We start from the raw sequence: 23530 nt of genomic DNA on the forward strand, positions 1-23530 counted from the left end.
GGGGGCGGATCAGGCCGCGCGCCGATCCTCCGCCGGTTCCGCCCCGTCCTCCACCAGGGCACGGTGCAGCGCGCCCACGGCGGTCTCATAATGATCGACATCGACGATGAACTGCACGTCGACATTGCGGATCTGGTGCTGCATCGCGACGATCGGCACATGGGCATCGGCCAGCGCCTGCAGGGCGTCGGGCACTAGCCCCGGCCGGGCTATGTCGCTGCCGATGACCGACACGATCGCCACCGGCTGGGCCGATATGGCAGCGTCGGGATAGCGCGCCTGCAAATCGGCGATCACCCGCTTCACCGTCGCCGCATCGGCGGACAGATAATGGGTGATGGTGTTAGCGTTCGACGCCTTGCTGACGATCCAGGCGCCATGGCGGGCCAGCGCGTCCAATATCGCCGCGTCATAGCCTTTCACGCCGACCATATCCTGCTCGAAGAACTGAAGCGCCTGCGCATGGCGCACGCCAGTGACGATCTCGACGCGCGGCGTGTCGGAGACATAGGCGCCGCAGATCAGCGTCCCGCCATCTTCCCGATCGAAGGTGTTGCGCACCCGCAGCGGAATGTCGGTCTGGCGCAGCCCCCTGCCCGCGCCGGGATGGATCGCCTCCATGCCCAGATTGGCAAGTTGGTCCGCCACGTCATAGTTGGTGCGGCCGATCTTGCGCGCCTTGTCCGTGCCGACCAGGCGCGGGTCGGCGCTCGACAGGTGAAACTCCTTGTGGATGATCGCCTCGCGCGCTTTGGTCAGCACGGCGATGCGTGAAAAGGTCATTTCCGAATAGCCACGGGCATAGAGGCGCACCATGCCCTCGCTGCATCCGGCATAGCCGGTAACGATCGGCAGGGTGGTTGCCAGATCGATCGGCGCGAACGCTTGGCCGATCCGGTCGTCCAGTTCGCGCATGTCCTGCTGGTCCCACAGGGTCAGGTCGACAAACTGCGCATTGACGCCCCGGTCGCGCAGCAGCAGCGCGGTCGAATGCGCGCTATGCGCTTCGCCCAGCCCCGCCAGCAGTTCGCGCACCGTCACCAGTTGTTCCTTGACGCAGAAGCGACCATGGCTGCGCAGCCGCGCCAGATCGTCAAGACAGGCGGCGACCGCATCGATCCGCATGTCGACAAAGGCATTGGCTTCCGCCAGCCGGTCGGCGCGGGCGAACATCGTCGCATTGCGCTCCTGCATGGCGCGGCGCACCGCCTCCATCGCCTGGCGCCAGCCGTCCGCATCCTCGTCCGCCACGAAGCGGGCATAGACACCCGGTTCGCCGCTTTTCTTGTGCTCCAACAGCAGGTCGGTCATGCCGGCATAGGCCGACACGACGAAGATGCGATGATAGAGGTCCGCGCCCTTGCGGCCGGCGATCAGCACATTGTCGAACAATGTCGCGGTCGCGGCCATGGACGTGCCTCCGATCTTCTCGACGCTATGCAGGCTGCTCATGCCAGCGCCTCCTGCATCAGGGGGCCGGTGATGGGCGTGATGACCGGCGGTTCGCCGCGCGCGGCGATGAACGCAGGGCGCGGCCGGTCGACACCAAAGGGCGCCTCCAGCCGGTTGGACACCGCATTATAGACCAGGAAGGCATTGGCGCGCGGGAACGGCGTGATGTTGCCATTCGACCCGTGCATGATGTTGCAGTCGAAGATCACCACCGATCCGGGCTTGCCGGTCGGCGCGACGATGCCATGATGATGCGCCAGTTCGGCCAGGCTGTCCTCGTCGGGAACGCCATATTCCTGGCGCTTGAGCGACTGGCGATAATGGTCCTCGGGCGTCTCGCCGACGCAGGTCAGATACTGGCGATGCGATCCGGGGATCAGCATCAGCGGGCCGTTATGCGGCGTATTTTCCGCCAGCAGCACGGACATGGACAGCGCGCGCATGCGCGGCATGCCATCCTCCACATGCCAGGTCTCGAAATCACTGTGCCAGTAGAATTCCTTGCCCTGGAAACCGGGCTTATAGTTGAGCCGCGACTGGTGGATATAGACATCGTCACCCAGCAGGAAGCGGGCCACGCCGGCCAGGCGGCTGTCGGCCGCCAGCCGCTCGACCACCCGGCTCTGGGCATGGATGCGGAAGATGGAACGGACTTCCTTGCCGCCCGGTTCGGTGATCACCGTTTCGGCTTCCAGCGCATCGGGATCGGCCAGCAGCTTGCGGGCCTCGTGCTGGAGGAAGGCGACTTCCGCGTCGGAGAAAATGTCTTCCAGCACCAGATAGCCGTCGCGATCGAAGGCATCGGCCTGGTCGCGGCTGATCGGCGCGCCAGCGCTCCAGTCGGCATGGACGACCGGATCGTGGCGCGGCAGGAATTCCGCCATGTCGGCATGGCGGGACGGGTAGAGGTCTTTCATGGGACTCCCCCTTTTTCAATCTAAGGTAATAAAGGCGTGGCTGGCTCGGGCAGGCCCCAAGCCAGAGCTTGATCCGTTCATACTGAATCGGATCAAGCTCCAATTTTCGTTGTTGTCCGCATTTCCCGAGTCAGCAGATGTGGCCATCTGCTTTGAAAATGCTGGAGCGTCACGCATCAGTCGGCCAGTGCAGGCTCGCGCGCGGCGCTGCTATCGGCGGGATAGGCGCCATTCTCGTCATGCACTTCCTTGCCAGTGACCGGAGGATTGAAGGTGCAGGCGCACAGGATATCGGTTTCCGGCCGCACGATATGCTGGTCATGGGCATTGAGCGCATACATGACGCCGGGCGCCAGCTGATGGGTGATGCCGGTGCCCAGATCCTCGATCGTGCCCGTGCCCTTGAGCACCAGCACCGCCTCCAGATGGTTCTGGTAGTGCATGTGCAGTTCCTCGCCCGCGTACATGGTGGTGACGTGGAAGGAAAAGCCCATATTGTCGTCCTTCAGCAGAAGGCGGGCACTTTCCCAGCCCTTGGACTTCACATTGCGGTCGGACTTGCGGATGTCCTGAAGCTTGCGAACGATCATGTCTGAAATCTCCTCTTATTCTGCAGCGACGCCATAAGTGACGGTCAGCGCGGACCGGATGCTCTCCTCGAGAATGTCGAGGCCGGCCGACAGCACGGCGTCCTCGATCACGAGGGGCGCCAGTATCTTAACGATCTCGTCATGCGCGCCGCTGGTTTCGATGATGAGCCCCTGCGCAAAGCAGGCGGCGGTGATGGTCTGAGCGATTTCGCCCGATCCGACGTCGATGCCGCGCATCATGCCGCGGCCGCGCGTCGACAGGCCATGTTCGGCCGCCATCGCGTCCAGCCGCCGTTCCAGCAGCGCGCCGCGACGGGCGATATCCTGTTCGAACTGCGCATCGCCCCAGAAATGGCGCAGCGCGGCGGTGGCGGTGACGAAGGCATGGTTATTGCCCCGGAAGGTGCCATTATGTTCGCCCGGCGCCCATTGATCCAGTTCCGGACGGAACAGGGTGAGCGCGAAGGGCAGGCCCATGCCCGACAGCGACTTCGCCATGGTGACGATGTCTGGGGTGAAGCCCATGCCTTCGAAGCTGAAGAAATTGCCGGTACGGCCACAACCGGCCTGGATGTCGTCGACGATCATCAGCGCACCATGGCGCCTGGCGATCTCGGCGATCCGGCGCAGCCATTGCGGCGAGGCGGCATTGAGGCCGCCTTCCCCCTGCACCGTCTCCACCAGGATGGCGGCCGGTGCATCAAGGCCGCTCGACGGATCGGACAGGCGCCGTTCCAGCAGGTCGGCGGTATCGACATCAGGACCATGATAACCGTCATAGGGTTCATGGGCGACATGGCTCAGCGGCACGCCCGCGCCGCCGCGCTTGGCGGCATTTCCGGTGCAGGCGAGCGCGCCCAGCGTCATGCCGTGAAAGCCGTTGGTGAAGGCGATCACCAATTCGCGACCCGTGATCTTGCGCGCCAGCTTGATCGCGGCTTCGACCGCATTGGTGCCGGTCGGCCCGGTGAACATGGCGCGATAATCAAGCCCGCGGGGACGCAGGATCACATCCTCCAGCGTGCCAAGGAAGTCGGCCTTGGCATCGGTGTGCAGGTCGAGGCCATGGGTGATGCCGTCGCCGGCGATATAGTCGACCAGCGCAGCCTTCAGGACCGGGTGGTTGTGGCCATAATTGAGCGTGGAGCAGCCCGACAGGAAGTCGAGATAGCGGCCGCCCTGATTGTCGTGCATCCACACGCCTTCCGCGCGGTTGAACTGGCGCGGCATGGCGCGGGCATAGCTGCGCACGGCGGACTCGCGCCGCTCATAAATGGCCGTGTCGGGCATGGCACTGGTGGGTTTGGGCTTGGTCGTGACGGTCATGCTTTTCAATCTCTCTCAACTCTGTGCCGGGGTCGGCAACGGGCCGATGCGTGCCTGCCATTCGGTGGCGTGGGCGCCGGCAAAATGGGCCTGTTCTTCAAAGCGGGCGGTCTTTTCGATCCGAACGCCCCAACGCCGCGCCAGCCGCTGAAACAGGGCCCAGGAGGCGCGATTATCGTCGGTGATGGTCGTCGTCAGATGGGTGACGCCGGCCTGCTCGGGCCGGGCCAGCAGCGCCTCGATCATGCGCCCGGCAAGGCGCTGGCCGCGCGCGGCAGACGACACCGCGACCTGCCACACGAAGAAATTGTCGGGCGCTGCCGGCGGGCGATAGCCCGATACCCAGCCGACCACCGCACCGCCGCGCTCGGCGACGATGCAGCTGCCGGCAAAGTCCGTGCATTGCAGCAGGTTGCAATAGGCCGAATTGCGATCAAGCGGCGGACAGGCCGCGATCAATCCGCTGATGGCCGGCCCGTCCGTGGCGACGGGCTTGCGTAAGACGATATCCTGCCCCTCGCCCGATCGAGAGCGCGCAGAAGCCCGTGGCGGCGAAGCAGCCGCTGTAGCTTGGGAATCGAAGATTGTTCATCTCCCGAATTATATTTTACTCGGAGAAGCAGATTCTCCGGCGAGACGGGCGGTTATATGCCGATCATCGGCGCCATCTTCAACCCCAAAGCCGAAATTATATTTCATATGATGAAGTATATGATGAGGAACTTTTGGCCCCGTTGGCGCTTTGCGGGACTTCGCGCTATGCGCCTTCCCATGGATTCCGAAATTGCCTCCCTGACCCTGCGCGCGCTGCGCCGCGTCCTGCGCGCGACCGAAATCGGCAGCCGTCAGCTGGCGACGACGACCGGGCTCACGCCCTCACAATTGCTGGTGCTGCGGGAAATCGACGCGCGCCTGTCCGTCACCCCCTCCGCCGTGGCGCAGGCGCTGCAATTCAGCCAGGCGACGATCACCGCGATCGTCGACCGACTGGTCGCGCTCGGCTTCGTCCAGCGCCAACGCGGCGAACGTGACAAGCGCCAGATCCACCTGACCCTGCTGCCCGCCGGCCGTGACGCCCTGGCCGACGCCCCCGACCCGCTGCAGAAGCGCTTCACCGATCGCTTCGACGCCCTGCCAAGCTGGGAACAGGCCATGATCCTCGCCGCAACGGAAAGGCTTGCCGTGCTGATGGACGCAGATTCGATCGACGCCGCACCGCTGCTCGACAGCGGCAGGATCGACCGGTCGGAGCCGCTTTGACGCCCCTTCTTATGGCCGCGACCTTAGCTTAGTCGTGACCGCAGCAGGAGCTTTGTAATCTTCGTTCTTTATCGGCGAAACTCGCACCATGCGTGCCATCTTGTTGGCGAGAGCCACTGAAACCAGCATGCGCGGCTTGCGCGCCAAAATTCGTTCCAACCATGAACCACTACGAACCATCGAGCTGCCGTCTGATAGCGTCCTCTCATCTTCGAGATGCTGCCGAGCTTCAGCTTACCGCCGGTGGAATGCTGTCGCGGTGCAAGTCCACGCCAAGCGAACAAAGTCGCGAACTTTGGCAAGCTTTGCGATGGAGGGAGGGGTGCCCGTTTGATCCACAACATATCATTGGACCAATTCCTTGAGCGGCCTGTCCTTGTTCGCAAGCGCGGCCAGATTTGGCCTGACCCCGGCCTCGACCAGCTTGCGGCCCTGGACATAGTCTTTGACGCTGTTCACGCAGTCGAGCGCGATGACCTTGCCGTCCCTGAGATAGACGACCGAGAAGGCGCCGTCGGCGGGCGTGCCGCGCATCACCGTCTGGTCGAAGCCTGCGTTTATCCCGGCGGTCTGGAGCTTGAGATCATATTGGTTCGACCAGAACCAGGGGAAGGCGCGATAAGGCCGTTCTTCGCCACAGATCGCCTTGGCGACGCAGGTCGCCATGTCATTGGCATTCTGCACCGATTCCACCCGCATCACCTGCCCGCCGGCAAAGTCGCAGGCAAAGGCGGCGCAGTCGCCGATGGCATAGATGTCGGGCAGCGAGGTCCGGCACCCGGCATCGACATCGACGCCATTGGCGCCCTTGGCCCCGGCCCGGATCAGCGGCTCGACCGCCGGGATGATGCCAATGCCCACGATCACCGCCTTCGCGGGAATGCGCTCGCCATCCGCCAGCCGCACCGCCGTCACCTGACCGTCCGCCCCCTCCAGGCAATCGACCCTGGCATCCAGGCGCAGGTCGACGCCATGGTCGCGATGGACCTGCTGGTAGAAGGCGGACAATTCTTCGCCCGCCACCCGTGCCAGCACTCTTGGCAACGCCTCCAGCAGAGTCACCTTGAGGCCCATCTTGCTCAGCACTGCGGCCGCCTCAAGCCCGATATAGCCGCCGCCGATGACCACGATCTCGCGCTTGCCCGCGTCGATTTCCGCCATCAGCGCGTCGCAGTCGGCGCGGGTCCGCACCGCATGGACGCCGGCCAGATCGGCGCCCGCGCAGGTCAGCCGGCGCGGATCGCCGCCGGTCGCCCAAATGAGCTTGCCATAGCCAAGGCTGCGTCCGTCGGAGAGCGTCAGTTGCTTGCCGGCCGGATCGACCACCGTCACTTCGGTGCCGAGCAGGAAGTTCACATCCTTTTCAGCCCAGAAGGCGGGCGGCCGGATCAGCAGCCGCTCGAATGCCTTTTCGCGCGCGAAATAATCCTTCGACAGCGGCGGCCGCTCATAGGGATATTCCGGCTCGCGGCCGACCACCATGATGGTCCCGGCAAAGCCGTTCTGGCGCAGCGCGATCGCGCATTGCGCCCCGCCATGGCCGGCCCCGACGATGACGATATCTGCGCGGTCCATAGTCATCACACCCGCTCCAGCAGGACGGCCAGCCCTTGGCCGACGCCGATGCACATGAAGGCCAGCGCATGGCGCCCACCGGTCCGATGCAGTTCCTCTACCGCCGACAGCGCGATGCGCGCGCCCGACATGCCGAGCGGATGGCCAAGCGCGATCGCCCCGCCATTGGGATTGACGCGCGGGTCGAACGGATCGATGGCGAGGTCACGCAGCGTCGCGATCGCCTGGCTGGCAAAGGCTTCATTGAGTTCGATCACGTCCAGTTGATCGACGCTCATGCCGTTACGGGCGAGCAGCTTGCGCGCCGCCTCGATCGGACCGGCGCCCATGATGCGGGGCGCGATGCCGGCCGCCGCCATGCCGATCACCCGAGCGCGCGGCGTCAGCCCGTGCGTCACCGCAGCCGCTTCCGACGCGACCAGCATCGCCGCCGCGCCGTCATTCAGGCCTGACGCATTGCCCGCCGTCACCGTGCCGTCGGCCTTCACCACCGGCTTCAGCTTCGCCAGCGCCTCCAGGCTGGTGGCGCGCAGATGCTCGTCCGCCTCGAACAGCAGCGGATCGCCCCTCTTCTGCGGGATCGAGACCGGCACGATCTCGGCAGCGAAGCGCCCGTTCGCCTGCGCGCGTGCGGCCTTTTCCTGGCTGGCCAGGGCAAAGCGATCCTGCTCCTCGCGGCTGACGCCCCATTGTTCGGCGACATTCTCGCCAGTCTGGGGCATGGTATCGACGCCATAGGCGGCCTGCATCGCCGGATTGATGAAGCGCCAGCCGAGCGTCGTGTCTTCAATCTTCTGGTCGCGGCCAAAGGCGCTGCCGGCCTTGCCCAGCACATAGGGCGCGCGGGTCATGCTCTCGGCGCCACCGGCGATCAGGAAATCGGCGTCGCCGCTGCGGATCGCCTGCGCCGCCATGCCGAGCGCGTTGAGGCCCGAGCTGCAAAGCCGATTGACGGTCACGCCCGGCACGGCCTCGCCCATGCCCGCCAGCAGCACCGCCATGCGGGCTACGTTGCGATTATCCTCGCCCGCCTGATTGGCGCAGCCTAGGATTACATCGTCCAGCGCCGACCAGTCGGCCTGTGCATTGCGCGCCATCAGCGCCTTGAGCGGCAACGCCGCCAGATCGTCGGCACGGACGGTCGCCAGCGATCCGTTGAGCTTGCCGATCGGGGTGCGGACGGCATCGCAGATGAAGGCCTGTGCCATATGTCTCAGCTTTCCAGGAAAGAGGTGATGGCGCCCGCCAGCGCCTCGGGCGCTTCGAGCGGGGCCAGATGCGCGGCTTCCAGCGCCACATGCGCCGCGCCGGGGATGCGGGCGATCAGATGTTCGCCATGCCCCGCATAGGGCGTCGATGTGTCGCGGGTGCCGGTCACGACCAGGGTCGGACAGGCGATGCCGCCGATCCGGTCGGCCAGGCCCATGTCGCGGATCGCCGCGCCGCAGCCGGCATAGCCCTGCGCATCCATCGTCAGCAGTTGGCACCGCACCGCTTCATAGATGGCCGGCTCGGCGGCGTCGGACAGGAAGCGGCCCATGGCAAGATCGGCGATGGCGGCCATGCCCTCGCCCCGCACCTTGGCGATACGATCATTCCAGGACGCGCTGTCCATCGTCGCGGATGTGCAGATCGGCAACAGCTTCTCGACCCGCTCCGGCGCGCGCAGTGCCAGTTCCATGCCGATCATGCCGCCGAGCGACACGCCTGCCACAGAGAAACGATCAAACCCGGCCGCATCGGCCGCCGCCAGCACATCGTCGGCCAGCATCACGAGCGTATAATCGCCCGGCTCGGCGATCGAGGCGCCATGGCCGCGCGCATCGATCCGCAGCACAGCGAAGCGATCGCGCAGGTGGGGCAGCATGCCGTCCCACAAATCCATGTCGGTGCCGATGCTGTTCAGCAGTAGCAGCGCGGGCGCGTCATCCCGCCCGTCACGCTTCCAGTAGAGGTTCGCACCGGGACGCTGAATGAAGGCCATGCTCAATCCTCCGGCGCGATGGCGACGCGCAGCCCGTCAAGCGCGGCCGTCATCATGATCTGGCAGGACAGGCGCGACCGATCGCCGCGATGGTCGGAGGAATCGAGCAGATCATCCTCGTCGCCGCTCGCCATCCCGACCGCGCCGGTCCAAGCCTCATCCACGAAGACATGACAGGTCGCGCAGGAACAGCAGCCGCCGCACAGCGCCAGCAGTTCGTCAAAGCCATTGTCGCGAATGGCCTCCATCACGGAGACGCCCTCACGGGCATCGATATTGGTTTCGTCCCCCGCACGGTTGACGACGATCAGATTGGGCACGGTAAATTCCAGTCTATGCGTTTTCGAGGATCGCCAGCGGTGCGCCGGTCTTCTCGATGACTTCGGCTTCGGTCACGCCCGGCGCCAGTTCGACAAGGGTGAGGCCGCCCTTCGCCCGATCGACGGCGATCACGGCGAGGTCCGTGATGATGAGGTCGACCACCGCCTTGCCGGTGAGCGGCAGGGTGCAAGCGTCGAGGATCTTGGGGCTGCCATTTTTCGACACATGATCCATCACCACGACCACGCGCTTGACCCCCGCGACCAGATCCATCGCGCCGCCCATGCCCTTCACCATCTTGCCGGGGATGGTCCAGTTGGCGAGGTCGCCATTGGCGGCCACCTCCATCGCCCCCAGCACCGCCATGTCGATATGGCCGCCCCGGATCATCGCGAAACTGTCCGCCGAGGAGAAGAAGCTGCTGGTCGGCAGCGCGGTGATCGTCTGCTTGCCGGCGTTGATCAGGTCCGGGTCCGCCTCACCCGCGAACGGGAAGGGGCCGATGCCGAGCATGCCGTTTTCGGATTGCAGCGTCACGTTGACGCCTTCGGGCACATGGTTCGCCACCAGAGTCGGGATGCCGATGCCAAGGTTCACATAATAGCCGTCGCGCAGTTCCTTCGCGGCGCGCGCCGCCATCTCGTCGCGGGTCCAGCCCATTATGCGATCTCCCTTTCACGTACCGTCAGCTTCTCGATCCGCTTCTCGTTGATGGTGGAAAGGACGATGCGGTCGACATAGATGCCGGGCGTGTGGATGCAGTCAGGATCGAAGCTGCCCTCAGGCACGATTTCCTCGACCTCCACCACCGTCACCTTGCCGGCGGTCGCCATGTTCGGGTTGAAGTTGCGCGCGGTCTTGCGGAACATCAGGTTTCCAGCCGGGTCGGCGCGCCAGGCCTTGATGATCGACAGATCAGCGCGCAGCCAGGTTTCGCGGACATAATCCTCGCCCTCGAAATTCTCGACCGGCTTGCCCTCGGCCACCACCGTGCCGACGCCGGTCTTGGTGTAGAAGGCCGGGATGCCGGCGCCACCGGCGCGGATCCGCTCGGCCAGCGTCCCCTGCGGGTTCAGCTCCAGCTCCAGTTCGCCGGAGAGATACTGGCTTTCGAACAGCTTGTTCTCCCCCACATAGGAAGAGATCATCTTCCGCACCTGCCGGCTTTCCAGCAGCATCCACAGGCCAAAGCCGTCGGCGCCGGCATTGTTGGAAATGACGGTCAGATCCTTCACGCCGCTCGCGCGAATTTCCGGGATCAGGCTTTCGGGGTTGCCGGAAAGGCCGAAGCCGCCCGACATGATCGTCATCCCGTCGAACAACAGGCCATCAAGGGCCTGCGCCGGGCTGTGGTAGATTTTCTGCATGTCTTCAGTCCCTTCAGCCGATATCGCCGCCCGCAACGGGCAGGACCGATCCGGTCACATAACTGGCCTCGTCAGAGGCAAGGAAAAGGATGGGGGCGATCTGTTCATCCAGCGTGCCGTAGCGCTTCATGAAGGCCGACGATGTCACCTGTTCCACCGCCTCGGCCATCCAAGCCTGTTCCTGCGCGTTGTCGCCCTCGGCATTGCGCGGCACGCGGCGCGGCGGCGCGCTGGTGCCGCCGGGCGCGGTTGCGACGACACGGATGCCCGCCTCCGCATATTCCATCGCCAGTGCTTGCGTGAGGCCATTGATCCCGCCCTTCGCCGCCGAATAGGGCACGCGGCGGATGCCGCGCGTGGCATTGGACGACAGGTTGACGATCGTGCCCGCCCCCTGCTCCAGCATCGCGGGCAGGACCGCATGGCAGCAATAGAGGGTCGGCATCAGCGAGCGGCGGATTTCCGCGTCGATCTGATCCGGCTCGAACTGCGCATAGGGCCGCATGCGGATCGTGCCGCCGACATTGTTGATGAGGATGTCGATGCGCCCGAATGCCGCGATTGCCGCCGCCATCGCCTGCGCCGCACCTGCATAGGTTTCAAGGTCGCAGGTGACCGAAATCGCCTTGCCGCCGGCCGCCACGATCGCCTGCTCGACATCGGCCACGAAGTCCGCCCGGTCGACCAGCACGAGGCTGGCGCCCTCGGCCGCGGCACGGGTGGCGACACCGGCACCGATGCCCTGCGCCGCGCCGGTCACGACCATCACCTTGCCGGCGAAGCGTCCCTGGAAGATCATCGCCCGCCCCTCAGATATGATAGACGTCGATGACCTGATGAATATAGTCGTCCTTGAGGACGATCGTCTTCTTCAGGATCTTCGGCGCCGCGCCGCTGATGTCCAGCGTGACGAAGCTGGTTCCGAAAAACTGCTGCGTCTTCTGGTAGCGATGGCTCATCGTATGCCAATTGTAGCGCAGGTCGATCGCATCGCCCCGCGTCTCCAACACCTCGATATTCGCCAGGAAGTGCGAGGTGCGCGCCTCCGGCGTGCTCGCCGAGGACCGTTCAGTCTTCAAGCGATAGACGCGATCCTCAAGCCCCTTGCGGTTGCCATAATAGATGAGCGAGATTTCGCTGTGCGGATCGGTGGTCAGCGCATCATCGTCGGTCCAGGCCGGCATCCAATATTCGCACTGTTCCGAATAGCATTCCAGCCATGCGTCCAGTTCGCGATCGTCGAGCAGCCGTGCCTCGCGATAGAGAAAGGCGCAGATATCCTGATAGGAGAGCGCCGCGCGCTCCGTGTCGAGCACCAGTGTCATTCTGCGGCCTCCATCATCGGCGCACCGGCTTCGCGAGCCATGCCGTCGAGCATGATCTGCGCCCAGAATTCATGCTGGCGCACGAACAGCCCTTCATCCTCGCTGCGCTCGCTCGACAGCAGCGGGTTCATCCCCATCGCCGTCGCATTGCTGTCCGGCCCGGCGATCCAGCGGGTCGCACCACGGCTGAGGTCGTTCCACAATTCACCCGCGCCTTCATAGGCCGACTGGCAGCTGCGGAATTCCTCCAGATCGTCGGGCGTCCCCATGCCGGTGACGTTGAAGAAGTCCTCATATTGGCGGATGCGATGCGCTCGGTCTTCCGCGCTCTCGCCCTTGGGGGCGTAGCAATAGATGGTGACTTCGGTCGTATGCACGTCGATCGGGCGGACGACGCGGATCTGGGTCGAAAACTGGTCCATCAGGAAGACATTGGGATAGAGCGCCAGATTGCGCGTCTGCTCCAGGATGAAGCGGGCCTTGTCCTCGCCCAGTCGCTCGACCAGCTGGTCCTTATAGTTCCAGACCGGCCGGACCTCGGGGTTCAGCACCTGCGTCCAGAGCAGGATATGGCCATGTTCGAAGCCATATACGCCGCTTGCCGGTGCCTTCGACCAGCCATTGGCGTCGACCGCCTTGGTCCCGCCCTCGGCGCGGCGGCCCATGGTCGACTGGTAATTTTCATGAACCGAACTGACATGATAGCCGTCGCAGCCATTTTCCATCTGCATCTTCCAGTTGCCATGGAAGGTGTAGGTGGAATTGCCGGTCAGCACTTCCAGGCCCTCGGGCGCCTGGTCGACCATCTGGTCGATGATGACCTTGGCCTCGCCCAGATGATCCTCCAGCGGCAGGACATCATGATTGAGCGACCCGAAGATGAAGCCGCGATAGCTTTCGACCCGCACCTTGGTCAGGTCGTGCGACCCTTCATGGTCGAAACTGTCAGGATAGGCGCCGGTGCTGGCATCCTTGGCGCGCAGCAGCTTGCCGTCGGTCTTGAAGCTCCAGCCATGGAAGGGGCAGACGAACAAGGGCTGGTTGCCACGCTTGCGGCGGCACAGCTTGGCGCCGCGATGGGCGCAGGCATTGACCACGCAATTGAGGCCGCCATCCTTGGCCCGCGTCAGGATCACCGGCGTATGGCCGATCCAGGTGGTGAAATAGTCGTTCTTCTTCTCGACCTGGCTCTCATGGGCCAGATAGACCCAGTTGCTCTCGAAGATATATTTCATCTCCAGATCGAACAGTTCCGGGTCCGTGAAGACGTCGCGGCGGCAGCGGAAAATGCCGGTTTCCGGATCGTCCACGACCGCGGTTTCAACACGGTCGCGCAGGAAAGCCATGGGGCTGGTCATGATCCTCTCTCCTCTCAGGCCGGCTCTGTGACCGGTTCGACGGCATCCACCACCAGGCGCTTGCGGGTCGAGAAGGTCTCGTCGCCCTCATCGTCCGCGCGCTGCAGATGGAAATCAAAGGCGATATGCGCGCTGTCGCCCTGGCGGTTCGGCACCGGCAGCAACCCTTCGCGGGTGCCGAAGGCGAAATCGTCGGCAGCGAACGGATCGTCGCCGAAATTGATCTGCGTCGTCAGGCGGCGATAGCCGGGCGCCTCGATGAAGAAATGCACATGGGCGGGGCGATTGCCGTGCCGGCCGAGCGCCTTCATCAGCGTGTCGGACGCGCCGCCCGGCGGCACCGAATAGCCGTTCGGCATCTTCGACGAGAAGGCATAGGTGCCATCGGCCGCGATCTTGAGGCGACGGCGATTGTTGAACGGCGTCTGTTCATGGGTCGGGTCGAAATGTGAATAAAAGCCGTGCGAGTCCGCATGCCAGACATGGACCAGCCCATCCGTCACCGCCTCGCCATCGGGGCCGATGATGCGGCCGGTCATGTAGAGCGTGTCGGTATCGTCGGCATCGTCGGTCAGATAGGCGCCGCTCTCGACGATCGGCGCGCCCTCGACATAGAGCGGCCCTTCGATCGTGCGCGGGGTGCCGCCCGACTTGCCGGCCTCGGCATCCTTGGCGTCCATATAGAGATCGATAAAATGTTCCAGGCCGACGCCCGGCATCAGCAGGCCCAGTTCGCCCGCGCCCGCCGCGCCCTGCAGGAAGTTGACGGCGTTCCACACCTCATCCTCGCTGACGTCATAGCGGGCGATGACGGTCATGCAGGACTCGATCAGGTCACGAACGATGCCCTTCATGCGGGCGTTGCCACCGTCGCAGTCCAGCCCCGCGACACGGTCGAGCAGGTTCTGGATTTCCGGTGTTTCTACGAAGCTGGTACCCATATTTTTCTCTCCTAAGCTTTGCGGTCTGTGTCGGACGATCAGCGATCATCCTCATGGATCGAGGACGGATGGCGGCAGAGCGGCGTGATCTTCATCGTCATGAAGGGGTAGAGCGGCAGCGCCATCAGCGTGTCGTGCAGGGCGGCATTGCTCTCGACATCGAAGATCGAGACGTTGGAATAGAGACCGACCTTGCGCCAGATATGGCGCCAGGTGCCGGCGGCCTGCAGCGTCTGGAAATAGGCCTTTTCCGCGGCCTTGATCCGGGTGGCTTCCGCCGCATCGAAATCCAGCGGGATGTTGACGTCCATTTCGACCATGAACAGCATGGGTTTCAGGCTCCTGCGGTAACGGCGTGAAGGATCGGCGACGTGCGATCGCGCCGGAAGAAGGCAAGCTTGTCCTCGTCAAAGGCGATGCCCAGGCCCGGCCCGGTCGGCACGGCCAGCGAGAAGTCGGCATAGCCAAGCGGATCGCGCAAAATATCCTCGGTCTGGAGCAGCGGACCGAACAATTCGGTGCCCCAGGCGAGGTCCGGCAGAGTGGCGAAGACATGGGCCGACGCGACCGTGCCGACGCCGCCCTCCAGCATCGTGCCGCCATAAAGGCCGATGCCGGCCGCCGCGCCGATCGCGGCGACGTCGGCCGCGGCGAACAGGCCGCCCGACTGGGCGATCTTGAGCGCGAAGACGCTGGCGGCATGGGCCGAGGCGATCCGCATCGCGCTGCGCGGACCATTCAACGCCTCGTCCGCCATCAGCGGCACCGGCTGGTTCTTCGACAGGCGCGCCATCGCGGCGATCGCGTCGCCGGCGATCGGCTGTTCGACCAGGTCGCAGCCGACATCATGCAGCATGGCCATGCCGATCTTGGCCTGCGCCTCCGACCAGTTCTGGTTGACGTCGACGCGCACGCTGGCGCGGTCGCCCAGCGCCTTGCAGATGGCGCCGACATGGGCGACGTCATCGCGCACCTCGCGCTTGCCGATCTTCAGCTTGAAGATGCGGTGGCGCCGGCGGTCGAGCATTTCCTCGCCCTCGGCAATGTCGCGCGCGGTATCACCGCTGGCCAGCGTCCAGGCGACGGGCAGGCTGTCGCGCACCCGGCCGCCGCCGATCAGTTCGGACACGGGGATGCCCAGCCGCTTGCCGGCCATGTCGAGCAACGCCGTTTCGACCGCGCATTTCGCGAAATGATTGCCGCGCACGCAGCGGGCGACCTTGGCCATGGTCGCGCCGACCTGCGCCAGGTCGCAGGTTTCCAGGACGGGGACGATATAGGTGTCGATCGCCGACTTGATGCTTTCGGGGCTTTCCTCGCCATAGCTGAGGCCGCCGATGGTCGTGCCCTCGCCAATCCCCTCGATACCGTCGGCATCGGTCAGGCGGACGATCACCATCGATTGGGCGTGCATGGTCGCCATGGCCAGCACATGCGGGCGGATCGTCGGCACATCGACGATGAAGGTATCGGCGTGGCTCAATCCAGCCATTGCGGCGACTCTCCCAAATGCTTACGTTTCATGGGATAGCTATGCCTCGTCCGCGCCGGTTTCAAAGATCAATGCGGTCAAGGGGCCATACTCTGGAGGTATAAGTCAGTGATGGACCTGCGCCTCTTGCGCTATTTCGTGGCGGTGGCCGACGAAGGCAATTTCAACCGCGCCGCCGACCGGCTGCATATTGCCCAGCCGCCTTTGTCCCGTGCGATCCAGCAACTGGAGGCGCATGTCGGCGCGCCTTTGCTCGACCGCGCCAGCCGCCCGCTGCGGCTGACCGATGTCGGGCGCCTGCTCCACGCCCAGGCGCTGCAGTTGCTGGCGCGGATGGAGGATGTCGAGACGATGGTGAAGACCGCCGCCACCAGCCAGCGCCGCCGGCTGGTGATCGGCTTCGTCGCCTCGACCATCTATGCCCGCCTGCCCGAACTGATCCGCGAATTTCGCAAGGTCGCCGACAATGTCGAACTGGTCATGGTGGAAAGCACCACCCTGGAACAGATCGCTGCGCTCAAGGACGGACGCATCGATGTCGGCTTCGGCCGCATCCGGTTCGAGGATCCTGCCGTCCGTCGCATCATCCTGCGCAATGAGAAGATGGTCGCCGCCTTCCCGATGGACCACCCGCTGGCCCGTGGCGAAGGACCGATCTCGATCCGCGACCTGACCGAAGAACCGCAGATCATCTATCCACGCGCGCCGCGCCCCAGCTATGCCGATCAGGTCATATCGCTGTTCCGCGACCATGCGATCGAACCGCGCATCGTCCATGAAGCGCGCGAACTGCAGATTGCCATCGGCCTGGTCGCCGCGCAGGAGGGGATGGCGATCGTCCCCGAATCGGTCCATCGCGCCCGCAGCCACGATGTCGCCTTTCGCGACCTGATCGAGCCGGCCACCTCCCCGATCATCATGAGCCACCGCCCCGGCGACCGTTCGCCCGAACTTGCGCTGATGGCGTCGGTGATCGCGCGCCAATATGCGCAATGGGGCTATGAGGTGCCGGCCGCCCTGACCGAGGAGCTTTGAAGCCACCCAACCGCCCGCCATACCCGTAGCGTATTTCAACGGGACTTAATTGGTATTTGGCGCCGCCCTGCATGTCCTTCACTTTCCCGGGAAATCATACCCATCAATAAGGGAGAGGAATCGATATGCAGGGTATCGATATAAATCGTCACATCGACGAAGTCAGGTTCGGAAACCTACATCTCAAGATCATCATTGCTTGTGCCATCCTGCTTATAGTCGATGGCTATGACGTCTTCATTTACGGCGTCGTCCTTCCACAGCTGATGGACCAATGGGAACTTAGCGCCCCGCAGGCCGGGTCGCTCGCCAGTTGGGCCTTGTTCGGCATGATGTCCGGCGCCCTCTTCTTCGGTCCTCTAGGTGACCGGATTGGCCGCAAGACTTGCATCACCATCTGCTTCGCGCTGTTCAGCGTCGCCACCTTCATCAACGGCTTCGCCACGACGCCGACCATGTTCGGCGCGCTGCGTTTCCTGGCGGGCCTCGGCTGCGGCGGGCTGATGCCCAATGCGGTCGCACTGACCAATGAATATGCGCCCAGGCGGATGCGCAGCACCCTCGTCGCGTTGATGTTCAGCGGCTATGCCGTCGGCGGCATGGCGGCCGCGGGCCTGGGCATCTGGCTGCTGCCTCTGTTCGGCTGGCAGGCGATGTTCTTTGCCGCCGCCGTGCCGCTCATCCTCCTCCCGCTCGTCCTGCGTGGCCTGCCGGAATCGGCCGGCTTCCTCGTCCGTCAGGGGCGCCAGGAACAGGCCCGCGCCATCCTCCAGCGGCTGTCGCCCGGCCAGCGCCTCGACGGCCCGCTGCTCCAGCCGCAAGGCGCTGCCGCAAAAACCAGCATCGCCGCCCTTTTCCAGCACAATCGCACGCTCGGTACGCTTTCGATGTGGCTCTGCTTCTTCTGCTGCCTGCTTATGGTCTATGCGCTCGGCTCCTGGCTGCCACAGTTGATGCGCAGCGCCGGATACAGCCTCGGGTCCAGCCTGTCCTTCCTGCTGGCACTCAATTTCGGTGGCATGTTCGGCGCGATCGCCGGCGGACGCCTGGCCGACCGGTTCGGCCTGCCCCAGGTGGTCATCGCCTATTTCCTGCTCGGCGCGATCTGCATCAGCCTGCTCGGCCTCAACGGGCCGATGCCGATCCTCTATCTGCTGATCTTCGTCGCCGGCGCCGGCACTACCGGCACGCAGATATTGCTCTATGCCAGCGTCGCCGATTTCTATGACCTGTCGGTGCGCTCAACCGGACTTGGCTGGGCATCGGGCATGGGCCGGGTCGGCGCGATCGTCGGGCCGATGCTGGGCGGCGTGCTGCTCGCGGCGCAACTGCCGATGACGCTCAACTTCGTCGCCTTCGCCATTCCGGGCCTAGTCTCGGTGCTGGCCACCCTGGTCTTCATGCTGAGCCGTCGCCAGCAGGTTGCCCGAGAAAACTACGCCCTGGCGGCGTGATCGGACCATCATGACTGCAAGCCAGACGGGCTGGATCCCGGCGATCATCGCCGGGATCATCGCTACCACCATATCCTATGCCGGCCCGCTGGTGATCATCTTCCAGGCGGCGCAGGGCCTTGAACCCGCCCTCGTCGCCTCGTGGATCTGGGCGATCTCCATCGGTAGCGGCCTGTTGGGCATATTGCTCAGCTGGCGCTGGCGCGTGCCGATCGTCATCGCCTGGTCGGCGCCGGGATCGGCGCTGCTGGTGACGATGCTGCCGCAGACCGATTTCGCGACTGCGATCGGCGCCTATATCGTCGCCAATCTCGCGGTCCTGCTGGTCGGCCTGTCGGGCGCCTTCGACCGGTTGATGCAGCGGCTGCCCGCCGCGATCACCGCCGCGATGCTGGCCGGCATATTATTTCGTTTCGTTATCGATATGATTGACGCCGTGCCGTCCGCGCCGGTGATGCTGATCGCGATGATCGCCGCCTTCTTCGCCGGCCGCGTGCTGGCGCCACGCTATGCGGTGGTCGCGGTGCTGATAACCGGCGTCGCGATCACCGCGCTCAGCGGCGGCCTGTCGGGATCGATCGGTACGCCGCACTTCACCATGCCGGTCTGGACGACGCCGCGCTTCGACTGGGCCGCGACCGCCAGCATCGCGGTGCCGCTGGCGGTGGTCGCGCTGACCGGTCAGTTCCTGCCCGGCATCGCCATCCTGCGCGCCGCCGGTTACGACCAGCCCGCCGCCCGGCCGATCGTGTCGGCGAGCGCCATCGCCTCGATCGCGCTCGCGCCGTTCGGTTGCCATGGCCTCAACCTCGCCGCCTTCACCGCCGCCATCTGCCTAGGCCCCGACGCCCATCCTGATCCCGCCCGCCGCTACATGGCCGGCATCGCGGGCGGCGTCACCTATCTTCTCTTCGGCGCCTTTGCCGCCACCGTGCTGGCCCTGTTCGCTACCCTTCCCAAGACGCTGATCGCCGCGCTGGCAGGCCTCGCCCTGTTCCCGGTCGTCGCCAATTCGCTCAGCACCGCACTGCGCGCCGAGCAAGGACGCGACGCCGCCCTTGTCACTTTCGCTGTCAGCGCATCGGGCATGACGCTGGCCGGGCTCGGCTCCGCCTTCTGGGGCCTGATCTTCGGTCTCGCCGTCCACCTGCTCCAAAGCGCCATCACGAAACAGCCCGACCAAGCCACCGCATAACCAGAAAAACCCATATACCGGAGAGTATGCATGTTCGATCTTCTGGCGCCCGTCCTGGCCGCCTCCGCAGCACAAGCCGCCCCCGCCGCGCCGCCCGCTCCTGTCGAAGTCGCGCAGAAGCAGGCGACGCCGGCCGAGGCGCAACTGCCCCTCTCGCAGACCAGCGAACGGCCCAAGGCGCCCAAGCCGGCCTTCCGCCCGATCAACCATGACGAGGATTATTCCGGCTTCCGCGACGTGCGCGACGCCAATCTGTGGACCCGCCTCAAATATCTGCCGATCGTCGGCAACACCTATGCCACGCTGGGCGGCGAACTGCGGCTGCGCCCCGAACTGCGGCTGGGCGAACGCTGGGGCCGCGGCCCGCAGGATGACGACGGCAATTTCCAGCAGCGCAGCCGCATCTGGGGCGACCTCCAGATCGAAGGCCTGTTCCGCGCCTTCGTCGATCTCGAACATGCGACCAGCACCGGCCTCGATTCCGTCGTCGCCCCGATCGAGGAAGGCCGGCTCGATTTCAACCAGGCCTTTGTCGAGGCGCATGTCCCGGTCGGCAAGGGTCGCATCACCGCCCGCCTCGGCCGGCAGGAAATCGGCATCGGCAACCAGACCGTGTTCGACATGCGCGAAGGCGCCAATACCCGCCGCTCACTCGACCTGCTGCGCGTCATGGCGACCCAGGGACCATGGGATGGCGGCTTCCTCACCGGTCATGCCGTGCTGGAAAAGCTCGGCACCTTCGATGACAAAACCAACCATGATTATGACCTGACCGGCTTTCATGCCGGCCGCAGCTTCGGCGCCGGTGCCCGCACCGGCCGCGCCGAAGCACTGTTCGTCTCTTCCGACCGCGCCAGCCTCGCCTTCGACAGCGAAGCCGCCGCCCGCGACCAGCGCCGCACCCTGTCGCTGCGCTATGCCGGCAAGCGCGATGCCTGGAGCATCGATGTCGAGGGCATCCGCCAATGGGGCGATTTCGGCGATCTCGACATCGACGCCTATTATGTCACCGGCACGGCCGCCTATGGCTGGCAAGGCGGATGGAAGCCCAAGCTGGCCCTGCGCGTCGATGTCGGCTCGGGCGACAAGAACCCCAATGACGGCAAGATCGGCACCTATGCGCCACTCTTCCCCAAGCCGCTCACCTATAATGGCGACCTTGGCCCGCATAATCTGACGATTATCCAGCCGCAGCTGACGTTGCAGCCGATCGCGAAGCTGACGCTCGACCTCTCGGTGGCAGGTCTGTGGCGCACCTCGATCCACGACGGCGTTTATTCGCTGGGAGGGCAAGTGCTGCGCCGTGCCGACGAGACCGATTCCCGTTTCTTCGGAAAGCGGGCCACCGCAGCCGGGCGCTATGCCCTCAACCCTTTCACCACGCTCGGCTTCTACACGATCTACGGCGATGTTTCCGAGAAGTTCAAGCCGGGGCGCGACTTGTTCTACGCCGCCGCATACCTAACCTTCCGTCTATGAAATGAACCACTCGGCGGACGTTCAGACACACATCACCTGCGCACCGCTCAGGTTCTTTCAGGCTTTTACTTGCGATAAGCATCTTCTTCGCAGCATCCGTCCTGACACTGCGTAAAAAGCGCAGCGTCAGGACAAGCTGGTAGCGGAGCAGACTTTACTGATCGGGCCCGGATTGCCTGAATGCACGACTGGAAACCGTATATCTGGATCATGCGCTTCATGTTGTAGGCGGGAACGTCCAAGATCATCTCGTCCTGACGCTTTTCAGCGGTTTGGTGAGGAAAATTGTCCATCAACATCGTGTAGATGAAGTCCGGTCTGGTAAAGAGACCTCGTTGGGCACGGTCAGACGTATCGACCATCGGCAGGCAGAGCAAGATGCCCGCGCCGTCGTGTTCCAGCACTTGCTCGCAATTGCAATGGCCACGATCGGCAAGCACCGTAATCTGGCCCGAACCGGCGGCCAACGCCGCCTGCCCATCGACGCTAACTTTGTGTGATCGGGGGGCAGACACCGTCTTTCTTTTGACCTCCAGCCAATTCGGACTTCCAGTGGGTCAGTTTCTCAGTTCGTCTGGCAGTTAACAAGTGTCAGTACGCACCAGATAAGGGCGACGCTGCGGCCTCGCCTTTTTTATTCGCCATCTTCATGCTGGGCCAGCGCAGCATAGCGCCCACACCGGCAGCGCTTGCCTCAAGATCCTTCGATCCTCCCCCACAGCGCCTCAGGGTCGTCCCCTATGGATTTGCACGGGTATCGAAGATATCCCTGCCAAACGATAGTCAGGGGGACACGATGTGCAGATGAATTGCCACAATATGGTTCGCCATGGCCGCCTGTTTTGCGCCTTACTTCTGCTCCCCCACCCCGCCCTCGCCCAGGGCGATCGCGCCACATCGCCGCCGGAATTTGCCCGCCGCGCCGACAATCTGAAGCCCGGCCAATGGGTCTGGGCGCCACAGGTATCGCCGACCGGGCCGCTGCTCGTCTATGTCGATCTCTCGCGCCAGATCGCGACCGTCTATCGCAATGGCGTGCGCATCGCCGTGTCCACCATCTCCTCGGGCAAGGAAGGCCATGCAACGCCCACCGGCGTCTTCACCATCCTGCAAAAGGACAAGGACCATCGGTCCAGCACCTATAATAACGCGCCCATGCCCTATCAGCAGCGCCTGACCTGGGACGGCGTCGCGCTCCATGCCGGCGGCCTGCCGGGCTATCCCGAAAGCCATGGCTGCATCCACCTGCCCTATAAATTCTCGCAGGAACTCTTCGCCATCACCAGCCTGGGCGCGACCGTGGTGGTTCAGGGCAATGCCGCCACCCATATGCGCACCAGCCAGGCAAGCCTCTTGTCGCCGATCAACGACAAGGGCGAGCAGGTCGAATATCGCCCGCTCAAGGATGAGGAATATCGCTGGCAACCCGAACTGGCGACCAGCGGCCCGCTGACCATCATCGTCTCCAAGAAGGAGCAGCGGATCGTCGTGCTGCGCAACGGCACGGAAATCGGCCGCAGCGTCGCCGAGATCAAGGAGGGCGATCCCGGCTCCCATGTCATCACCCTCACCACGGGCAAGGATGGCAAGACCCATTGGCTCTATGTCGGCCTGCCGGGCCATGAAAATGATGTCGAGAATGTCGTGGACGAAGCGGTGCTGAACCGGGTGCGCCTGCCGCGCGGCTTCTACGACAAGATCCGCAGCCAGTTGAAGCCGGGCACCACCATCCTCGTCACCGACTCCAGCGTCGGCGCCTCGACCGGCGAGAAGCTCACGATCATGGACGCCGTCGCCCCCCAGCCCTGACCGGCGCCTCACCCCACTGCCAAGCATCGCCACGGCGGAGCCCTCTATGCTTGCGGGCGCCCATCCCCATGCGCACAAGCTGTCGGAAAGAGCTGCATGCCATAGGAAAGGATGAGGATAATGCCCCGCTTCACCGCCGAAACCGCCATTGCCGCGCTGGAAATCGAGCAGTTGGTGATCGACTGGGGCTATGATCTCGACCTCAACGGCGGCATGAACGTCGCGCCGCTCTGCACCGACGATTGCCATTATCTGGTCGGCGGTACGCTGCATCAGGGCCATGGCCCCATCACCGCCTTCTACACCGCCCGCAACGAGCGCGTCGCCACCCAGCAAAAGGATGGTGTCCGCACCCAGCGGCACACCATCACCAATATGCGCATTCAATTCCCGGCCGCCGACCATGGCAGCGCGCAGTTCATGCTGGTCAATTATTCCGGTGAGGGCAAGGCGCCGATCCTGAACCTGGTCGGCCCGACCATCGTCGCCGATTGCCGCATGGAATTCCGCCGGGATGCGGACGGCGAATGGCGCATCGCGCTGTTCGACAGCACGCCGATGTTCATCGGCAATGATCCGTTCCTCAACGCCGCCGTCGTCCGGAAATAGGGAAGTTCGCCGCCGGGCAGGGCTGACATGGAAATGCCGAA

At 64.4% G+C, this 23530-nt stretch carries 25 protein-coding genes; 7 read left to right on the forward strand and 18 right to left on the reverse strand.

What is annotated here, in order from left to right; translation table 11 throughout:
- Window positions 1-9 precede the first annotated feature (9 nt).
- The 5 genes from VHN57_RS10845 to ectA form a co-directional block, all read right to left on the reverse strand.
- Window positions 10-1452 (reverse strand): aspartate kinase, encoded by a 1443-nt coding sequence (locus VHN57_RS10845; RefSeq protein WP_017498923.1) that lies wholly within the window; start codon window positions 1450-1452, stop codon window positions 10-12.
- Window positions 1449-2369: an ectoine hydroxylase gene (gene thpD / locus VHN57_RS10850; RefSeq protein WP_278986658.1), complete on the reverse strand. Its 921-nt coding sequence runs from the start codon at window positions 2367-2369 to the stop codon at window positions 1449-1451. The genes VHN57_RS10845 and thpD overlap by 4 nt, the downstream gene beginning before the upstream one ends.
- Window positions 2370-2545: 176 nt before the next feature.
- On the reverse strand, window positions 2546-2959 hold the full coding sequence (locus VHN57_RS10855) for an ectoine synthase (RefSeq protein WP_069337340.1): 414 nt from the start codon (window positions 2957-2959) through the stop codon (window positions 2546-2548).
- 15 nt (window positions 2960-2974) lie between these two features.
- Complete coding sequence (ectB, locus tag VHN57_RS10860; protein ID WP_423283805.1) at window positions 2975-4285, reverse strand: diaminobutyrate--2-oxoglutarate transaminase; 1311 nt, start codon at window positions 4283-4285, stop codon at window positions 2975-2977.
- A gap of 15 nt (window positions 4286-4300) precedes the next feature.
- Window positions 4301-4792 (reverse strand): diaminobutyrate acetyltransferase, encoded by a 492-nt coding sequence (ectA, locus tag VHN57_RS10865; RefSeq protein WP_278986662.1) that lies wholly within the window; start codon window positions 4790-4792, stop codon window positions 4301-4303.
- A gap of 264 nt (window positions 4793-5056) precedes the next feature.
- On the opposite strand from ectA, the gene VHN57_RS10870 reads away from it, so the two are divergent.
- Window positions 5057-5545: a MarR family winged helix-turn-helix transcriptional regulator gene (locus tag VHN57_RS10870; RefSeq protein ID WP_278986660.1), complete on the forward strand. Its 489-nt coding sequence runs from the start codon at window positions 5057-5059 to the stop codon at window positions 5543-5545.
- Window positions 5546-5890: 345 nt separating this feature from the next.
- Here VHN57_RS10870 and VHN57_RS10875 read toward each other — a convergent pair whose 3' ends face one another.
- The 12 genes from VHN57_RS10875 to VHN57_RS10930 are packed head-to-tail and all read right to left on the reverse strand — an operon-like array spanning window position 5891 to window position 15908.
- Window positions 5891-7120 carry an NAD(P)/FAD-dependent oxidoreductase gene (locus VHN57_RS10875; RefSeq protein ID WP_278986664.1) on the reverse strand — a complete coding sequence of 410 codons (1230 nt, stop codon included), beginning with the start codon at window positions 7118-7120 and terminating at the stop codon, window positions 5891-5893.
- A gap of 5 nt (window positions 7121-7125) precedes the next feature.
- A complete protein-coding gene (pcaF, locus tag VHN57_RS10880; protein ID WP_423283808.1) occupies window positions 7126-8328 on the reverse strand; it encodes a 3-oxoadipyl-CoA thiolase in 1203 nt (400 codons plus the stop codon).
- 5 nt (window positions 8329-8333) lie between these two features.
- Window positions 8334-9104, reverse strand: a complete 771-nt coding sequence (locus VHN57_RS10885) for an alpha/beta fold hydrolase (RefSeq protein WP_423283810.1) — start codon at window positions 9102-9104, stop codon at window positions 8334-8336.
- Between the two features lie 2 nt (window positions 9105-9106).
- Window positions 9107-9424, reverse strand: a complete 318-nt coding sequence (locus VHN57_RS10890; RefSeq protein ID WP_010339184.1) for a 2Fe-2S iron-sulfur cluster-binding protein — start codon at window positions 9422-9424, stop codon at window positions 9107-9109.
- 13 nt (window positions 9425-9437) lie between these two features.
- The gene (locus VHN57_RS10895) at window positions 9438-10085 is read right to left on the reverse strand and encodes a 3-oxoacid CoA-transferase subunit B (RefSeq protein WP_278988315.1); all 648 of its coding nucleotides are present in this window, start codon (window positions 10083-10085) and stop codon (window positions 9438-9440) included.
- On the reverse strand, window positions 10085-10792 hold the full coding sequence (locus VHN57_RS10900; protein ID WP_278988317.1) for a CoA transferase subunit A: 708 nt from the start codon (window positions 10790-10792) through the stop codon (window positions 10085-10087). Before VHN57_RS10900 ends, VHN57_RS10895 begins: the two co-directional genes overlap by 1 nt.
- Before the next feature lie 13 nt (window positions 10793-10805).
- Window positions 10806-11591, reverse strand: a complete 786-nt coding sequence (gene benD, locus VHN57_RS10905; RefSeq protein ID WP_423283813.1) for a benzoate diol dehydrogenase BenD — start codon at window positions 11589-11591, stop codon at window positions 10806-10808.
- 10 nt (window positions 11592-11601) lie between these two features.
- Window positions 11602-12117, reverse strand: coding sequence for a benzoate 1,2-dioxygenase small subunit (gene benB, locus VHN57_RS10910; RefSeq protein ID WP_423283815.1), 516 nt, complete (start codon window positions 12115-12117; stop codon window positions 11602-11604).
- Window positions 12114-13463 (reverse strand): Rieske 2Fe-2S domain-containing protein, encoded by a 1350-nt coding sequence (locus VHN57_RS10915; protein ID WP_080727088.1) that lies wholly within the window; start codon window positions 13461-13463, stop codon window positions 12114-12116. Before VHN57_RS10915 ends, benB begins: the two co-directional genes overlap by 4 nt.
- 26 nt (window positions 13464-13489) lie before the next feature.
- Window positions 13490-14416: a dioxygenase family protein gene (locus VHN57_RS10920; RefSeq protein WP_375187086.1), complete on the reverse strand. Its 927-nt coding sequence runs from the start codon at window positions 14414-14416 to the stop codon at window positions 13490-13492.
- A gap of 38 nt (window positions 14417-14454) precedes the next feature.
- A complete protein-coding gene (catC, locus tag VHN57_RS10925) occupies window positions 14455-14745 on the reverse strand; it encodes a muconolactone Delta-isomerase (protein WP_017499294.1) in 291 nt (96 codons plus the stop codon).
- Window positions 14746-14750: 5 nt separating this feature from the next.
- Window positions 14751-15908 (reverse strand): muconate/chloromuconate family cycloisomerase, encoded by a 1158-nt coding sequence (locus VHN57_RS10930; RefSeq protein ID WP_278988222.1) that lies wholly within the window; start codon window positions 15906-15908, stop codon window positions 14751-14753.
- A 111-nt stretch (window positions 15909-16019) separates the two neighbouring features.
- Here VHN57_RS10930 and VHN57_RS10935 point away from each other — a divergent pair, with 111 nt between their 5' ends.
- From VHN57_RS10935 to VHN57_RS10950, 4 genes are all read left to right on the forward strand, one after another.
- Window positions 16020-16943 (forward strand): LysR substrate-binding domain-containing protein, encoded by a 924-nt coding sequence (locus VHN57_RS10935; RefSeq protein WP_423283818.1) that lies wholly within the window; start codon window positions 16020-16022, stop codon window positions 16941-16943.
- A gap of 125 nt (window positions 16944-17068) precedes the next feature.
- Window positions 17069-18397 carry an MFS transporter gene (locus VHN57_RS10940; protein ID WP_423283820.1) on the forward strand — a complete coding sequence of 443 codons (1329 nt, stop codon included), beginning with the start codon at window positions 17069-17071 and terminating at the stop codon, window positions 18395-18397.
- A 10-nt stretch (window positions 18398-18407) separates the two neighbouring features.
- Window positions 18408-19592, forward strand: a complete 1185-nt coding sequence (locus VHN57_RS10945; RefSeq protein WP_423283822.1) for a benzoate/H(+) symporter BenE family transporter — start codon at window positions 18408-18410, stop codon at window positions 19590-19592.
- A gap of 30 nt (window positions 19593-19622) precedes the next feature.
- Window positions 19623-21071, forward strand: coding sequence for an alginate export family protein (locus tag VHN57_RS10950; protein WP_423283824.1), 1449 nt, complete (start codon window positions 19623-19625; stop codon window positions 21069-21071).
- 65 nt (window positions 21072-21136) lie between these two features.
- On the opposite strand, the gene VHN57_RS10955 is transcribed toward VHN57_RS10950, so the two are convergent.
- Window positions 21137-21538, reverse strand: a complete 402-nt coding sequence (locus tag VHN57_RS10955) for a hypothetical protein (RefSeq protein ID WP_278986370.1) — start codon at window positions 21536-21538, stop codon at window positions 21137-21139.
- 352 nt (window positions 21539-21890) lie between these two features.
- On the opposite strand from VHN57_RS10955, the gene VHN57_RS10960 reads away from it, so the two are divergent.
- Window positions 21891-22880, forward strand: coding sequence for a L,D-transpeptidase (locus VHN57_RS10960; protein ID WP_278986371.1), 990 nt, complete (start codon window positions 21891-21893; stop codon window positions 22878-22880).
- 120 nt (window positions 22881-23000) lie between these two features.
- Window positions 23001-23489: a nuclear transport factor 2 family protein gene (locus VHN57_RS10965; RefSeq protein ID WP_214866742.1), complete on the forward strand. Its 489-nt coding sequence runs from the start codon at window positions 23001-23003 to the stop codon at window positions 23487-23489.
- Window positions 23490-23530 lie beyond the last annotated feature (41 nt).

It is taken from the genome of Sphingobium salicis subsp. salicis, assembly GCF_049472635.1.
In the GTDB taxonomy this organism is placed as follows: domain Bacteria; phylum Pseudomonadota; class Alphaproteobacteria; order Sphingomonadales; family Sphingomonadaceae; genus Sphingobium; species Sphingobium yanoikuyae_A.

Coding starts and splice junctions, on each gene's coding strand:
- VHN57_RS10845 (WP_017498923.1), bottom strand. CDS start 1,452: ATGAGCAGCCTGCATAGCGTCGAGAAGATCGGAGGCACGTCCATGGCC.
- thpD (WP_278986658.1), bottom strand. CDS start 2,369: ATGAAAGACCTCTACCCGTCCCGCCATGCCGACATGGCGGAATTCCTG.
- VHN57_RS10855 (WP_069337340.1), bottom strand. CDS start 2,959: ATGATCGTTCGCAAGCTTCAGGACATCCGCAAGTCCGACCGCAATGTG.
- ectB (WP_423283805.1), bottom strand. CDS start 4,285: ATGACCGTCACGACCAAGCCCAAACCCACCAGTGCCATGCCCGACACG.
- VHN57_RS10870 (WP_278986660.1), top strand. CDS start 5,057: ATGGATTCCGAAATTGCCTCCCTGACCCTGCGCGCGCTGCGCCGCGTC.
- VHN57_RS10875 (WP_278986664.1), bottom strand. CDS start 7,120: ATGGACCGCGCAGATATCGTCATCGTCGGGGCCGGCCATGGCGGGGCG.
- pcaF (WP_423283808.1), bottom strand. CDS start 8,328: ATGGCACAGGCCTTCATCTGCGATGCCGTCCGCACCCCGATCGGCAAG.
- VHN57_RS10885 (WP_423283810.1), bottom strand. CDS start 9,104: ATGGCCTTCATTCAGCGTCCCGGTGCGAACCTCTACTGGAAGCGTGAC.
- VHN57_RS10895 (WP_278988315.1), bottom strand. CDS start 10,085: ATGGGCTGGACCCGCGACGAGATGGCGGCGCGCGCCGCGAAGGAACTG.
- VHN57_RS10900 (WP_278988317.1), bottom strand. CDS start 10,792: ATGCAGAAAATCTACCACAGCCCGGCGCAGGCCCTTGATGGCCTGTTG.
- benD (WP_423283813.1), bottom strand. CDS start 11,591: ATGATCTTCCAGGGACGCTTCGCCGGCAAGGTGATGGTCGTGACCGGC.
- benB (WP_423283815.1), bottom strand. CDS start 12,117: ATGACACTGGTGCTCGACACGGAGCGCGCGGCGCTCTCCTATCAGGAT.
- VHN57_RS10915 (WP_080727088.1), bottom strand. CDS start 13,463: ATGGCTTTCCTGCGCGACCGTGTTGAAACCGCGGTCGTGGACGATCCG.
- VHN57_RS10920 (WP_375187086.1), bottom strand. CDS start 14,416: ATGGGTACCAGCTTCGTAGAAACACCGGAAATCCAGAACCTGCTCGAC.
- catC (WP_017499294.1), bottom strand. CDS start 14,745: ATGCTGTTCATGGTCGAAATGGACGTCAACATCCCGCTGGATTTCGAT.
- VHN57_RS10930 (WP_278988222.1), bottom strand. CDS start 15,908: ATGGCTGGATTGAGCCACGCCGATACCTTCATCGTCGATGTGCCGACG.
- VHN57_RS10935 (WP_423283818.1), top strand. CDS start 16,020: ATGGACCTGCGCCTCTTGCGCTATTTCGTGGCGGTGGCCGACGAAGGC.
- VHN57_RS10940 (WP_423283820.1), top strand. CDS start 17,069: ATGCAGGGTATCGATATAAATCGTCACATCGACGAAGTCAGGTTCGGA.
- VHN57_RS10945 (WP_423283822.1), top strand. CDS start 18,408: ATGACTGCAAGCCAGACGGGCTGGATCCCGGCGATCATCGCCGGGATC.
- VHN57_RS10950 (WP_423283824.1), top strand. CDS start 19,623: ATGTTCGATCTTCTGGCGCCCGTCCTGGCCGCCTCCGCAGCACAAGCC.
- VHN57_RS10960 (WP_278986371.1), top strand. CDS start 21,891: ATGGTTCGCCATGGCCGCCTGTTTTGCGCCTTACTTCTGCTCCCCCAC.
- VHN57_RS10965 (WP_214866742.1), top strand. CDS start 23,001: ATGCCCCGCTTCACCGCCGAAACCGCCATTGCCGCGCTGGAAATCGAG.